This window comes from Citrobacter sp. C1, assembly GCF_014596895.2.
Lineage (GTDB): Bacteria > Pseudomonadota > Gammaproteobacteria > Enterobacterales > Enterobacteriaceae > Citrobacter > Citrobacter gillenii.
In genome coordinates, this window is the sequence record NZ_CP115035.1 from 914,075 (window position 1) to 927,301 (window position 13,227).

Consider the following 13,227-nt stretch of genomic DNA (forward strand, 5'->3'; position numbering starts at 1 on the left):
GTTTTGTTGGCCGGATAAGGCATTTATGCCATACCCGGCAACGACCTCTATCCCAAATCTGCCATCAGCACTTTTGACCGCCGCTGATAGTTGTACATCTCTTTCTTACTTTCCGGTAGCAGGTCGATATCCACCGGGGTAAAGCCGCGCTCCTGAAACCAGTGAATGCTGCGCGTGGTCAACACGAACAGCTTGCTGAGCCCCATTTGTCGGGCTTGCACGGCGATCCGCTCCAGCAAAACCTCGCCACGCGATGAACTACGATAGTCCGGATGCACCGCTACGCAGGCCATTTCGCCAATTCGTTCTTCCGGGAAAGGGTACAGCGCGGCACAGGCGATGGTCAGGTTATCGCGCTGAATAATGGTGAACTTGTCGATCTCCATTTCCAGTTGTTCGCGCGAGCGGCGAACCAGAATACCTTGCTGCTCTAGCGGGCGGATCAGCTCCAGGATCCCGCCGATATCATTGATGGTTGCGCGACGGATCTGCTCGGCACTCTCCATCACGATTTGCGTCCCAATCCCGTCACGTGAGAACAGTTCTTGCAACAGCGTGCCGTCTTCCTGATAGCTAATCAGGTGGCAGCGGCGTACCCCACTACGACAGGCTTTGACTGCACCCCGCAGGAAGCGCACGGTACCGGAGCTGTAGTCACCGATTGCTTCCTGGGCTTCAACGCGTGCCTGGGCCTCGTTGGGGAACAGTTCGGACACAATATCGCCATCATCGTTAATGACCCCTTGCGAGGAGCAAAAGCCGATCATCTTTTCTGCCTTCAGTTTGATGGCTAACTGAGTGGCGACCTCTTCAGACGTCAAGTTAAAGCTCTCGCCGGTCACGGAAACAGCGACAGGTCCCATCAGAACAATGGCGCCGCTGTCCAGTTGGCGGTGAATCGCCTCTTCATCAATACGACGAATGCGCCCGCTGTGGCAGTAATCGACGCCGTCATCCACGCCCAACGGCTGGGAGATAATAAAATTCCCGCTGACCACGTTGATGTGCGCACCCTGCAAGGGCGTATTGTTCAGGCTCATCGACAGGCGTGCAGTAATATCAAGCTGGAGCAGACCAGCTGCCTGTTTGACCAGCTCCAGCGTTTTGGCGTCGGTCACGCGCGTATTCTTGTGATACACCGGCTCATGATGATGCGCAGCAAGATTGGCATCAATCTGTGGCCGCGCGCCATACACCACAACCAGGCGAATGCCGAGGCTATGAAGGAGTCCAATATCATTGACGATACTGGAAAAATTTTCATGCTCGATGGCTTCGCCGCCCAGCATAATGACAAACGTTTTTCCCCGATGGGTATTGATATAGGGAACAGAATGGCGGAATCCCTGTACCAGCTCGGTTCTACGCTCCTTCACCACGGCACACCTCTATTGCATGATTATTCGTAATTTGTGTATTTTTATTCTGTTTTCGCGTTGTGCGCAAGCGTAATTTTTATTCCTGCTAAAGATTTTTCCCAGTAATGCCGTGAATATAAAAAGAATGTTTACCCTTTTGTAGATGACAGATTATGCGTCATTCGTTAAAGTTTCCGGTCAATTCGGACGTTTTACGTATTACCTCTACTAAAGATTTCTTTTGCTCGGGAGAAGCATGTCGGGATCCAATTCAGCAATCAGTCGCCGCCGTTTACTGAAAGGTGCGGGTGCTATGTGGCTTTTGAGCGTCAGTCAGGTCGGTTTGGCTGCCGTGAGTCAGGTCGTTGCGGTGCGCGTATGGCCAGCGTCCAGCTATACCCGCGTCACGGTAGAATCCAATCGTCTGCTGAAATACAAACAGTTTGCCCTGAGTAATCCTGAGCGTGTGGTGGTAGATATTGAAGGCGTCAATTTGAACTCGGTGCTTAAGGGTATTGGGACGCAGATCCGCCCGGACGATCCGTACATCAAGTCGGCAAGAGTCGGGCAGTTTGACCCGCAGACCGTGCGTATGGTGTTTGAGCTGAAGCAAAATGTGAAGCCACAGCTTTTTGCGCTGGCACCGGTAGCGGGCTTTAAAGAACGACTGGTGATGGATCTCTATCCGGCCAATGCCCAGGATGTACAGGATCCTCTGCTGGCGTTGCTTGAAGATTACAACAAGGGCGATCTGGATAAGCAGGTGCCGCCTGCGCAAAGTGGTCCACAGCCGGGTAAAGCGGGGCGCGATCGTCCGATTGTCATTATGCTCGATCCCGGTCACGGCGGAGAAGACTCCGGTGCCGTGGGGAAATACAAGACGCGCGAAAAAGACGTGGTGCTACAAATTGCCCGCCGTCTGCGCGCGCTGATTGAGAAAGAAGGCAACATGAAGGTCTTTATGACGCGAAATGAAGATATCTTCATTCCGCTGAAGGTGCGCGTGGCTAAAGCTCAGAAACAGCGTGCCGATCTGTTTGTCTCTATTCACGCCGATGCGTTTACCAGCCGACAACCCAGCGGTTCGTCGGTGTTCGCACTCTCCACCAAAGGCGCGACCAGTACGGCCGCAAAATTTTTGGCGCAAACCCAGAACGCCTCGGATCTTATTGGTGGCGTCAGCAAGAGTGGTGACCGCTACGTCGACCACACTATGTTTGATATGGTGCAGTCACTGACTATCGCCGACAGCCTGAAGTTTGGTAAAGCGGTACTGAATAAACTCGGTAAGGTGAATAATCTGCATAAGAACCAGGTTGAACAGGCCGGGTTTGCGGTACTGAAGGCCCCTGATATTCCGTCTATCCTCGTGGAAACGGCATTTATCAGTAACGTTGAAGAAGAGCGTAAGCTCAAAACAGCGACGTTCCAGCAGGAAGTGGCGGAGTCGATTCTGGCAGGGATCAAAGCGTATTTTGCCGATGGGGCGACGCTGGCAAGAAGGGGATAACAAAAAAGCGCTGAAAAGCGCTTTTTTTACGGGCCGTAGAAACAAAAAAACACCCGTCAGGGTGCTTAATGTATTGGTTGCGGGGGCCGGATTTGAACCGACGACCTTCGGGTTATGAGCCCGACGAGCTACCAGGCTGCTCCACCCCGCGTCCGTCTTTTTTGCTTTGTATTTCAAACCACATCGGCGTTGGCTTTCCTCGTTCACCTCAGTCACTTACTGGAGTAAGCTCCTAAGGACTCACTGCGTTGCCGCCTTGCTGTGATTCGAACTACTTTGCAAAAACTGCACATCAAATTTGATTGGTTGCGGGGGCCGGATTTGAACCGACGACCTTCGGGTTATGAGCCCGACGAGCTACCAGGCTGCTCCACCCCGCGTCCGTCTTTTTGCTTTGTATTTGTGATTCGAACTACTTCGCAAAAATCTTACATCAAATTTTAATTGGTTGCGGGGGCCAGATTTGAACTGACGACCTTCGGGTTATGAGCCCGACGAGCTACCAGGCTGCTCCACCCCGCGTCCGTGGATGCGCACTATACTCTGCTAACGATTTCATGCAACCTTTTTTTACGTGGATCACTGTTTTAGGATGAAAATGAACAAAAACAACGCATTTCGGTCTATTTTTTGTTCAAAATTTGCCTTGAGGTATGTATTCGCATTTCATTAGGTTCAGGGGTTTGTTATCTTCATCTCGCATTCAGGCAACTTAAGACGAGAACAATGAAAGGACGTTGGGCAAAATATCTTCTGGCGGGGGCGGTAGTCGTGATGCTCGCCGCGTGTTCCTCAAAACCCACCGATCGTGGGCAGCAGTATAAAGACGGGAAATTGACCCAGCCTTTCTCACTGGTGAATCAGCCCGATGCGGTTGGCGCACCGATCAATGCCGGTGATTTTGCCGAGCAGGTAAATCAGATCCGCAGTTCCTCACCGCGTTTATATGGCAATCAGAGCAACGTCTACAACGCTATCCAGGAATGGTTACGCGCGGGCGGAGATACGCGCAGTATGCGCCAGTTCGGTATTGATGCTTGGCAAATGGAAGGGGCGGATAACTATGGTAACGTCCAGTTCACCGGCTACTACACGCCGGTCATCCAGGCGCGCCATACGCGTCAGGGGGAATTTCAGTACCCTATCTACCGCATGCCGCCAAAACGCGGACGCTTACCAACGCGTGCTGAAATCTACGCCGGGGCGCTGAGTGACAACTATATTCTTGCCTACAGCAACTCCCTGATGGATAACTTCATTATGGATGTGCAGGGTAGCGGCTATATCGACTTCGGCGATGGCAGCCCGCTTAACTTCTTTAGCTATGCCGGGAAAAATGGTCATGCCTACCGCAGTATTGGTAAAGTACTGATCGACCGTGGCGAAGTGAAGAAAGAAGATATGTCGATGCAGGCGATCCGCCACTGGGGCGAAACGCACAGCGAAGCCGAAGTACGTGAGCTGCTGGAGCAAAACCCGTCGTTCGTTTTCTTTAAACCACAATCTTATGCTCCGGTTAAAGGTGCCAGCGCAGTGCCGCTGATTGGCCGCGCATCGGTTGCTTCCGATCGCAGCATTATTCCAGCCGGTACGACGTTACTGGCAGAAGTCCCGCTGCTGGATAATAACGGCAAATTTACCGGTCAGTATGAACTGCGCTTGATGGTGGCACTGGATGTCGGTGGCGCTATCAAAGGCCAGCACTTTGATATCTACCAGGGTATCGGTGCCGATGCCGGACATCGCGCAGGTTGGTATAATCACTATGGTCGCGTCTGGGTGCTGAAGTCATCCGGCAGCGCGGGTAACGTATTTAGCGGCTAGTTGCCTGGCGGCTAGCCTTATCAGGCCTACAAATTAGCGCGTAGGCCGGATAAGCGAAGCGCCATCCGGCTATGAAACGACACTCAGGGCGGCATTGTCCGCTCTTTTTGTTTTCTATATCTGAGGTTCTATGTCAGTGGTAATAAGCGACGCCTGGCGTCAGCGTTTTGGTGGCACCGCGCGTCTGTATGGTGAAAATGCCCTGCAATTGTTTGCCGGGGCGCATGTTTGCGTGGTCGGGATTGGTGGCGTGGGCTCGTGGGCGGCGGAAGCACTGGCGCGTACTGGTATTGGCTCGATTACGCTCATCGATATGGATGATGTGTGCGTCACCAATACTAACCGTCAGATCCATGCCCTGCGAGATACCGTCGGGCAGGCGAAATCCGAGGTGATGGCCGAGCGGATACGCCAGATTAACCCTGAGTGTCGGGTTAATGTTGTTGACGATTTTGTCACGCCAGATAATGTTGCTGAGTATATGAACGCGGGCTTTTCGTATGTCATTGACGCTATCGACAGCGTGCGCCCGAAAGCGGCGCTGATTGCTTACTGTCGACGCAATAAAATTCCGCTGGTCACCACCGGTGGCGCGGGGGGGCAGATCGACCCCACGCAGATTCAGGTCGTTGATCTGGCAAAAACCATTCAGGATCCGCTGGCGGCGAAGTTACGTGAGCGGCTAAAAAGCGATTTTGGCGTGGTGAAGAACAGTAAAGGCAAGCTGGGTGTGGACTGCGTGTTCTCGACCGAAGCGCTGGTGTACCCGCAGGCTGACGGCTCCGTGTGTGCTATGAAGGCGACGGCGGAAGGGCCGAAACGTATGGATTGTGCATCCGGATTTGGCGCGGCCACCATGGTGACCGCAACCTTTGGCTTTGTTGCCGTGTCTCACGCACTGAAGAAGATGATGGCGAAAGCCGCGCGTCAACCCTGATTGTGTCGGATGGCGCTACGCTTATCCAACCTGCGGTTTGTGTGGCGTTGTCGGCCGGATAAGACGCATCAGCGTTGCCATCCGGCATCCTGAACTGCCCCAATGAGCGCATTCAACCCCTGGCTGCGCGAGGCGCTAAGCTGCGCGCGTAAACCCAATTCATCAAAGAACGCCATTGGCGAATGCGTCTGTAACTCGGCGGCGGTTTTGCCCTCGACGGCGGTGAGTAAAACCGCCAGCAGACCGCGCACGATACGTCCTTCGCTGTCGCCAAAAAAATGCAGGGTGCCATTATCCTGCAGGGTATAGCCCAGCCAGACGCGGTTTTCGCATCCGGCAATTTCTTTGGCCTGTGCCCTCAGCACATCCGGCAGAGCCGGAAGCTGCTTACCGAGCAGGATTAACTGACGGTATTTATCTTCCCATTGGTTGAGTGGGAGAAAGGTATTGCGTAATGTCTCTTCGGTTACGGTTGTGCCAAACGGGTGTCCGGCGAGCAGAGGAGTTGTCATTAATCCACCAATATTTCCAGCGCGCGGTCAACGGCTGTGACCAACGCATCCACATCACTTTGGCTATTATAAGGTGCAAATGAGGCGCGCAGGGTGCCTGATACGCCAAGTTCTGCTAACAGCGGCTGTGCGCAGTGCTGTCCTGCACGCAACGCAATGCCATATTCGGCCAGCAGCGTGACCATATCGCTGTGGTGCACCCCGGCGAAGTCAAAGGCTAACAAGCTGGAATCCTGACAGCGGAAGGAGCGGAATCCAGGCCGTTTTGCCAACGCATCTTCCGCCAGCGTCGCCAGGCCACGGCTCCAGCTCTCGGCCTGAACAATGTCGATATCCGCCAGCCATTCCAGCGCCGCGCTCAGGCCGATGACTCCGGCCACGTTAGGCGTACCCGCTTCCAGCTTCCACGGTGCTGCCTGAGTGGTGAACCCCTCAAAGCTGACCTCGCTAATCATCTTACCACCGCCGAGCCAGGGTGACATGGCGTCCAGTAGCTCAGGCTTACCGTACAGTGCGCCAATGCCGGTTGGGCCGTACAGCTTGTGGCCCGAGAAGGCATAGAAATCAATATCTAACTGCTGAACGTCGGCGGGAAAATGCACCACACCCTGGGCGCCGTCTACCATCACCACCATTCCTGCCGCGTGGGCAAGTGTAATCGCGCGCGCTAAATCCGGGCAGCCGCCGGTGACGTTAGACATCTGTCCCAGCGCCAGTATGCGACTGCGCGGGGTGATGAGCTCGGGCAAACGCTCAACGTCAGGAAGTAACTGCGCGTTGAGCGGCAGTCTGACGACCCTGGCCCCGGTTTGCTGGGCGACCATCAGCCAGGGGACGAGGTTGGCGTGATGTTCTGCCACGCTAACGATGATCTCATCACCCGGCTGCAAGCGTGGGCGCGCGTAGCTTTGCGCCACCATGTTGATGGCCTCTGTCGTGCCGCGGGTCCAGACGATGGTTTTGTCATCCGGCGCGTTGATCAGTCGGGCGACTTTTTCCCGTGCTGCCTCATAGCGAGCGGTCAGGCGCTGGGCTTCGGCAAACTGGCTGCGATGGACGTTCCCGGCGCTCAGGCTATAAAACTGATGCGTAGCTTCAATAACCGTCTGCGGCTTGAGCGCCGTGGCGGCACTGTCGAGATAGACGCCAGCATCATTGAGTGCGGGAAACTGTGCGCGAAACTGCGCGGGGTTAAAAGCGTTCATGGGATTCCTCAGTTCAATACCCCGATCGTGGCGCAAAAAGGGCGCTGGCACAAGGGTAACCCTAAGCATCGGAATCCTCTGGATATCCTGGTGAAATCAGACCAGTGTCTTATGCTAGATAATGTTGGGCGAAGATTTTTGCCTGTTATGAAATTCGTTTTATCTAGCATAAATCGCTTTAAGGAGAAGAATATGAAAAAGACTGCCGCCATTATCTCTGCCTGTATGCTGACTTTTGCCCTGAGCGCCTGTTCTGGTTCGAACTATGTTATGCACACCAACGATGGTCGGACAATCGTGTCTGATGGTAAGCCAAAGACCGATGATGAAACGGGAATGATTTCGTACAAGGACGCTAACGGCAACAAACAGCAGATTAACCGTACTGACGTGAAAGAGATGGTAGAACTGGAGAACTAGCCGCTCGGCCATCGATAAAACGCAGACAAAAAAAAGCACCGCAAATTGGCGGTGCTACATTAATCACTATGGACAGACAGGGTAAATGTACAGGAAGTGAAAAAGGGTAGCTTTGCTACCATGGTCTGAATCGCAGACCAATTGCAAACACAACAACACAACATCACAACCGTAAGCCAAAAGCCCACCAGAACACGCATTCCGATAAAACTTTTCGTTCCGGCTTCAGGAAGTGCCGCCACTATAGGTATTTGCTGGTAGAACCTCAACGGACAATTTATAATGGCTCAGATTAAAAAAACTAATAGGTTACAGCCTGTTAGATAACTGTTAAATTCATTTAACATCAAAGCCTAAAAGTCATGTCAAAACGATTACCACCCTTAAATGCGTTACGTGTTTTTGATGCCGCGGCGCGTCATTTGAGCTTTACTCGCGCAGCAGAAGAGCTTTTTGTGACGCAGGCCGCAGTAAGTCACCAAATCAAGTCACTCGAGGATTTCCTAGGGCTGAAGCTGTTCCGTCGACGCAATCGATCTCTTCTGTTGACGGAAGAAGGCCAAAGCTACTTTCTCGACATCAAAGAGATTTTTTCGCAATTAACCGATGCGACGCGTAAACTTCAGGCACGCAGTGCAAAAGGTGCGCTTACCGTCAGTTTATTGCCCAGTTTTGCCATTCAATGGCTGGTGCCCAGACTCTCTAGCTTTAACTCAGCTTATCCGGGAATCGACGTCAGGATCCAGGCGGTTGACCGTCAGGAAGATAAACTGGCTGACGATGTTGACGTGGCGATTTTTTATGGTCGCGGCAACTGGCCTGGCCTGCGCGTAGAAAAATTGTACGCAGAATATCTGTTGCCGGTCTGCTCTCCTTTATTGCTCACCGGCGATAAACCGCTGAAGACGCCAGAGGATCTGGCAAAGCACACGTTATTGCATGATGCTTCTCGCCGCGACTGGCAGGCCTATACGCGCCAGCTTGGGTTGAATCATATTAACGTTCAGCAGGGACCTATCTTCAGCCATAGCGCCATGGTGCTACAGGCTGCCATCCATGGACAGGGTGTTGCGCTGGCCAATAACGTGATGTCGCAATCAGAAATTGAAGCGGGCCGTCTGGTTTGCCCGTTTAATGATGTGTTGGTCAGCAAAAACGCGTTTTATCTGGTTTGTCATGACAGTCAGGCAGAACTGGGTAAAATAGCCGCCTTCCGTCAGTGGATTCTGGCGAAAGCGGCCACTGAACAAGAAAAATTCCGCTTTCGTTACGAACAATAATTTACGTAGGGTATTAACATGACCAGCCGTTTTATGCTGATTTTTGCCGCCATAAGTGGCTTTATCTTTGTTGCTCTGGGCGCGTTTGGGGCTCACGTGCTAAGCAAAACGCTTGGCGTTGTTGAAATGGGTTGGATCCAGACCGGTCTTGAGTATCAGGCGTTTCATACGTTGGCTATTTTTGGTCTGGCCGTCGCCATGCAGCGACGTATCAGCATTTGGTTTTACTGGAGTAGCGTGTTCATGGCATTAGGCACCGTGCTGTTTAGCGGTAGCCTGTATTGCCTCGCGCTCTCTCATTTACGCCTGTGGGCGTTTGTTACCCCGGTCGGTGGTTTCAGCTTCCTGGTAGGTTGGGCGCTGATGTTAGTGGGTGCTATTCGATTGAAACGTAAGGGCGTTAGCCATGAATAAGGTTGTATTGTTGTGTCGCCCGGGTTTTGAGAAAGAGTGCGCCGCAGAAATTACGGATAAAGCAACACGCCGGGAAGTGTTCGGCTTTGCCCGCGTGAAAGACAATGCGGGGTACGTGACTTTTGAGTGCTATCAGCAGGGGGATGCTGAAAAGCTCGTAAAAGAGTTGCCGTTTAGCTCGCTGATTTTTGCTCGCCAGATGTTTGTTGTCGGCGAGTTGCTGCAATATTTACCGCCGGAAGACCGCATTACGCCGATTGTTGGCATGTTGCAGGGCGTAGTGGAGAAGGGTGGCGATCTGCGTGTCGAAGTGGCCGACACTAACGAAAGCAAAGAACTGGTGAAGTTTTGCCGCAAATTTACCGTACCGCTACGTGCGGCGCTGCGCGAAGCGGGCGTGCTGGCAAAGTATGAGACACCAAAGCGCCCGGTTGTCCACGTGTTCTTTATTGCGCCGGGCTGTTGTTACACCGGTTATTCCTGGCCTGACAACAACTCGCCGTTTTACATGGGGATCCCACGTCTGAAGTTCCCGGCCGATGCGCCGAGTCGCTCAACGCTGAAGCTGGAAGAAGCGCTGCATGTCTTTATTCCGGCCGATGAGTGGGATGAGCGTCTGGCAAACGGCATGTATGCGGTGGATTTAGGCGCATGTCCTGGCGGCTGGACCTATCAGCTGGTCAAACGCAACATGTGGGTTTACTCCGTGGACAATGGTCCGATGGCGCAAAGCCTGATGGATACCGGACAGGTTACCTGGCTGCGTGAAGACGGATTTAAGTACCGTCCGAATCGTAGCAACATTTCGTGGATGGTTTGCGATATGGTGGAGAAGCCGGCGAAAGTTGCCGCGCTGATGGCGCAGTGGCTGGTCAATGGCTGGTGTCGTGAGACGATTTTCAATCTCAAACTGCCGATGAAAAAACGCTACGAAGAAGTGTCGCAAAACCTGGCATATATTCAGGAGCAGTTGGATGAACACAACATCAATGCACAAATTCAGGCGCGTCAGCTGTACCATGACCGCGAAGAAGTGACTGTGCACGTGCGCCGTCTGTGGGCGGCTGTTGGTGGTCGTCGCGACGAGCGATAAGACGCCCGGGCCGGATGACGCATACGTTTATCCGGCCTGAATTACCGCACCGTCTGTCTGCTGTTCACCCGAAATAATATGCGTGACCTCCTCCAGATGCCCGATCCGGGCCTCGCCAGAACGATCTAACTTACTTTTATCGAAAAGCAGCAATGACTGTGATGCACGCTTGAGCAGAATAGATTTGAACTCCGCGTTGCGGCTGTTGGAATCCCAAAGCGTGCCGCTGCTATCGATCCCGGCACAGGAAAAAATAAACAGGTCGATGTCGAGGGATTTCAACTGAGAAATGAGCGACGGGTTCACGTAGCAACCGTCCTTACGCTCCAGCCTACCGCCTGAGCAGATGAGCTGAATATGTTTACGTTTGGCCAGTTCCTGGCAAATGGGCTGACTGTTGGTAAATACCTGGATGTTGATATCCGGCAACTGTCGGGCCAGATACCAGCAGGTCGAGCTGGCGTCCAGGGCTATCACCATGCCTTCTTCTATCCATGTCAGCGCTTCCCGTGCGGCATCGGCTTTATGCGCATGATGGCTGTTACGTCGAATGTGAAACGGGTCGCCGCTGTTTTGATTTTCCCGCTGAATGACCCTGGCGCATCCGTGGCTGCGCAGGACTTTTCCCTGGGTTTGTAGTTCGCTGAGATCGCGGCGGATAGTCTCTTTACTGACGTTCAGCTGCAAAGCCAAAACTTCAGTGGTCAGGTTTTGATGGTGAATGAGCAAGTCTACTATCGCCTGCTGGCGCGCCGCTTTCATGGTCCGATCCTCATCGTTGGATGAATGCCCGCCTCTGACGGGCACTCCGATCAGAGATTACGGTGTTACGCCTTTTTTCAAAAGAATATTTCCGTACTTTGCCCGCTCGCCGGTGATAACGACAGCAAACGCGTTTTGCGCCCGCTCGTAGAATGCATAGCGATCAATGCGCGTGATACCCGGACCGCCCGCTGGCAAGGAGAGCGCATCGCGATACCGTGTTTCGACACTTGGGTCGAGTGAATCCCCTTCAACGGGCGCCATCATCACCAGCGGCGGAGCGTAACTGTCCAGTTCAAACAACGGAATAATCGCCTGTAGCAGGGCGTCGACCTGCAGGCCGTCGGCGCGGATCACCTGTGGCCCCATGCTGTGCGCGGGAAAATGAGCATCGGAAAAGATAATTTCATCGCCGTGACCCATTTCAGCCAGCACTTTCAGCAGGTCGGGGGAAATTAAAGGGGAAATCGTTTTTAGCATGTCACTCGACTCCTGTGAGTTCGGGTTCAGTTTGCGGATAGAAATATCGGTACTGGTAGTGCACCTGGGCGCGAGCCTGCTCCGGTGAGGTAAATTCCCCAATGCCTGACCAGGCAAACATCGCCGCCCCGGCAACGGTGGTTTCGGCGTCATCCAGCACTTTGATCGGGATACCCAGAACGTTGGCTTTAATCTGATTCCACAGCGCGTTACGACTTCCCCCACCAACCAGCAGCAGCTCTGTCGCCTGGAAGTGACCGATGGTCTCCAGTGTCTGTAGATTTTGCTGCAGCCGGTGGGTGAGTCCCTCCAGTGCCGCACGGTATAAATGTCCCCGCGTGCTGTTGAGCGTGACGCCTTGCCAACCCGCGTTCGCGCCGGTGAGCAGATCGCACTGCATTTTTACCCCATCAGCCCCAGCCGGAATGGCGTTGGCTTCATCGATAAGCGTTTGCCACGGCGTATCGGCAGTCCACAGCAGCTTGCGTACCCATTCGAGAACGCCGGAAGCCAACCATTGCATACCGGGATTGTACAGCCCGGCGTGGCTGTCCAGCTCGCAGGTGGAGCCGGAATACTTGCTCAGCAGTGGGGTATTCACCTGCGCGCTGCGCACCATCAAAATTTCCCATGTGCCGGAGGAGAGCACCGGTTCGTCCGGCTGTGCGCCCGCGCCAAAGAGAGCGAACTGTGTATCATGCCCGGCGGAAATGACCGGAATGCCCGTCGGCAGCCCGAGCAATGTTGCCGTGGTGCTTTGCAACGTCCCAATATGCTCGCCTGCTTCAACGAGGCGGGGAAACAGTCGGCGTGGAATGCCGGCTGCCTGCAAAATGTCGTGGCTGAACTCTCGCTGATGGATATCCAGCAGCTGGCTGGTGCCTGCCATGGTGATATCCGTCGTGTACTCACCGGTTAAGCGATGGTTAAGAAGCGAGGAGATAAATAGCCAGGCGTGCGCCCGTTCCAGTAATTGCGGGTGGTTTTCTTTGAGCCACACCAGTTTATACAGGGTGTTAAAGCTGAAGGCGCCGACGCCGGAGATGTCCTGCAACTGCTGTGGTGTCATCAGGCAGCTGATATTGGCCATCACGGCGGCGGTGCGTGGGCATTTCCAGCTGATTACCGGATATAGCAGTTCGCCATTTTCATCAACCAGCGCGCCGTCTACGCCAAACGTGGTGACGGTAATCCCGCGGATTTGGCGGGTAGACAGTTCAGATGACAGGCGGTGGCAGCAGTCGGCAAAGCGTTGCAGAATGGCATCCAGGGACCACTGATGCCAGGTGCTGTTTTCTGAGGCGATATCACTGGCGTTCGGTGTGGAGGCGCGGGCAACGATTTTTCCCTGACGGTCAACGGCAATGGCCCGCACGTTGGTTGCGCCACAGTCGAGGACCAGTATAACGTCTTGTTTCATAGCCACTCCAAA

Annotated in this window: 13 protein-coding genes and 3 tRNA genes; 7 read left to right on the forward strand and 9 right to left on the reverse strand. The window is 53.7% G+C overall.

The annotated features are described in order from the left end of the window. Positions 1–47: 47 nt before the first annotated feature. Entirely contained in the window at positions 48–1,379 is a 1,332-nt protein-coding gene (argA, locus tag IB214_RS04345; protein ID WP_096755859.1) for an amino-acid N-acetyltransferase, read from the reverse strand. Between the two features lie 235 nt (positions 1,380–1,614). Here argA and amiC point away from each other — a divergent pair, with 235 nt between their 5' ends. Continuing rightward, a complete protein-coding gene (gene amiC / locus IB214_RS04350; protein WP_096755860.1) occupies positions 1,615–2,868 on the forward strand; it encodes an N-acetylmuramoyl-L-alanine amidase AmiC in 1,254 nt (417 codons plus the stop codon). Between the two features lie 74 nt (positions 2,869–2,942). Here the strand turns inward: amiC and IB214_RS04355 are convergent. From IB214_RS04355 to IB214_RS04365, 3 genes are all read right to left on the reverse strand, one after another. Beyond that, positions 2,943–3,019, reverse strand: a tRNA-Met gene (locus tag IB214_RS04355). 152 nt (positions 3,020–3,171) lie between these two features. Then, positions 3,172–3,248 (reverse strand) — tRNA-Met (locus tag IB214_RS04360). A 65-nt stretch (positions 3,249–3,313) separates the two neighbouring features. Next, positions 3,314–3,390: transfer RNA gene (locus tag IB214_RS04365), tRNA-Met, on the reverse strand. Positions 3,391–3,594: 204 nt separating this feature from the next. Between IB214_RS04365 and mltA the strand changes: the two genes are divergently transcribed. After that, a complete protein-coding gene (gene mltA, locus IB214_RS04370; RefSeq protein WP_096755869.1) occupies positions 3,595–4,692 on the forward strand; it encodes a murein transglycosylase A in 1,098 nt (365 codons plus the stop codon). Positions 4,693–4,822: 130 nt separating this feature from the next. Further along, a complete protein-coding gene (tcdA, locus tag IB214_RS04375; protein WP_115257580.1) occupies positions 4,823–5,629 on the forward strand; it encodes a tRNA cyclic N6-threonylcarbamoyladenosine(37) synthase TcdA in 807 nt (268 codons plus the stop codon). A gap of 68 nt (positions 5,630–5,697) precedes the next feature. Here the strand turns inward: tcdA and csdE are convergent, their stop codons facing one another. Together csdE and csdA are read right to left on the reverse strand one after the other, a co-directional pair. Further along, positions 5,698–6,141 carry a cysteine desulfurase sulfur acceptor subunit CsdE gene (gene csdE, locus IB214_RS04380; RefSeq protein ID WP_117343124.1) on the reverse strand — a complete coding sequence of 148 codons (444 nt, stop codon included), beginning with the start codon at positions 6,139–6,141 and terminating at the stop codon, positions 5,698–5,700. Beyond that, a complete protein-coding gene (csdA, locus tag IB214_RS04385) occupies positions 6,141–7,346 on the reverse strand; it encodes a cysteine desulfurase CsdA (RefSeq protein WP_117343125.1) in 1,206 nt (401 codons plus the stop codon). Before csdA ends, csdE begins: the two co-directional genes overlap by 1 nt. A 192-nt stretch (positions 7,347–7,538) precedes the next feature. Here csdA and IB214_RS04390 point away from each other — a divergent pair, with 192 nt between their 5' ends. From IB214_RS04390 to rlmM, 4 genes are all read left to right on the forward strand, one after another. After that, on the forward strand, positions 7,539–7,766 hold the full coding sequence (locus IB214_RS04390) for a YgdI/YgdR family lipoprotein (protein WP_096755873.1): 228 nt from the start codon (positions 7,539–7,541) through the stop codon (positions 7,764–7,766). Positions 7,767–8,128: 362 nt separating this feature from the next. Then, positions 8,129–9,046: a glycine cleavage system transcriptional regulator GcvA gene (gene gcvA / locus IB214_RS04395; protein ID WP_096755874.1), complete on the forward strand. Its 918-nt coding sequence runs from the start codon at positions 8,129–8,131 to the stop codon at positions 9,044–9,046. 18 nt (positions 9,047–9,064) lie between these two features. Continuing rightward, positions 9,065–9,460 (forward strand): DUF423 domain-containing protein, encoded by a 396-nt coding sequence (locus tag IB214_RS04400; protein WP_096755875.1) that lies wholly within the window; start codon positions 9,065–9,067, stop codon positions 9,458–9,460. Then, positions 9,453–10,553, forward strand: coding sequence for a 23S rRNA (cytidine(2498)-2'-O)-methyltransferase RlmM (gene rlmM / locus IB214_RS04405; protein ID WP_096755876.1), 1,101 nt, complete (start codon positions 9,453–9,455; stop codon positions 10,551–10,553). Before IB214_RS04400 ends, rlmM begins: the two co-directional genes overlap by 8 nt. 27 nt (positions 10,554–10,580) lie before the next feature. Here rlmM and fucR read toward each other — a convergent pair whose 3' ends face one another. The 3 genes from fucR to fucK are packed head-to-tail and all read right to left on the reverse strand — an operon-like array spanning position 10,581 to position 13,215. After that, the gene (gene fucR, locus IB214_RS04410) at positions 10,581–11,315 is read right to left on the reverse strand and encodes an L-fucose operon activator (RefSeq protein ID WP_096755877.1); all 735 of its coding nucleotides are present in this window, start codon (positions 11,313–11,315) and stop codon (positions 10,581–10,583) included. A gap of 57 nt (positions 11,316–11,372) precedes the next feature. Further along, positions 11,373–11,795 carry an L-fucose mutarotase gene (fucU, locus tag IB214_RS04415; protein ID WP_117343126.1) on the reverse strand — a complete coding sequence of 141 codons (423 nt, stop codon included), beginning with the start codon at positions 11,793–11,795 and terminating at the stop codon, positions 11,373–11,375. Between the two features lies 1 nt (position 11,796). Next, positions 11,797–13,215, reverse strand: coding sequence for an L-fuculokinase (gene fucK / locus IB214_RS04420; protein ID WP_117343127.1), 1,419 nt, complete (start codon positions 13,213–13,215; stop codon positions 11,797–11,799). Positions 13,216–13,227: the final 12 nt, after the last annotated feature.

Bases quoted from the DNA above. Each gene is read 5' to 3' on its own strand.
- amiC (WP_096755860.1), top strand. From the start codon at position 1,615: ATGTCGGGATCCAATTCAGCAATCAGTCGCCGCCGTTTACTGAAAGGT.
- mltA (WP_096755869.1), top strand. From the start codon at position 3,595: ATGAAAGGACGTTGGGCAAAATATCTTCTGGCGGGGGCGGTAGTCGTG.
- fucR (WP_096755877.1), bottom strand. From the start codon at position 11,315: ATGAAAGCGGCGCGCCAGCAGGCGATAGTAGACTTGCTCATTCACCAT.
- fucK (WP_117343127.1), bottom strand. From the start codon at position 13,215: ATGAAACAAGACGTTATACTGGTCCTCGACTGTGGCGCAACCAACGTG.
- csdE (WP_117343124.1), bottom strand. From the start codon at position 6,141: ATGACAACTCCTCTGCTCGCCGGACACCCGTTTGGCACAACCGTAACC.
- gcvA (WP_096755874.1), top strand. From the start codon at position 8,129: ATGTCAAAACGATTACCACCCTTAAATGCGTTACGTGTTTTTGATGCC.
- IB214_RS04400 (WP_096755875.1), top strand. From the start codon at position 9,065: ATGACCAGCCGTTTTATGCTGATTTTTGCCGCCATAAGTGGCTTTATC.
- tcdA (WP_115257580.1), top strand. From the start codon at position 4,823: ATGTCAGTGGTAATAAGCGACGCCTGGCGTCAGCGTTTTGGTGGCACC.
- rlmM (WP_096755876.1), top strand. From the start codon at position 9,453: ATGAATAAGGTTGTATTGTTGTGTCGCCCGGGTTTTGAGAAAGAGTGC.
- IB214_RS04390 (WP_096755873.1), top strand. From the start codon at position 7,539: ATGAAAAAGACTGCCGCCATTATCTCTGCCTGTATGCTGACTTTTGCC.
- fucU (WP_117343126.1), bottom strand. From the start codon at position 11,795: ATGCTAAAAACGATTTCCCCTTTAATTTCCCCCGACCTGCTGAAAGTG.
- csdA (WP_117343125.1), bottom strand. From the start codon at position 7,346: ATGAACGCTTTTAACCCCGCGCAGTTTCGCGCACAGTTTCCCGCACTC.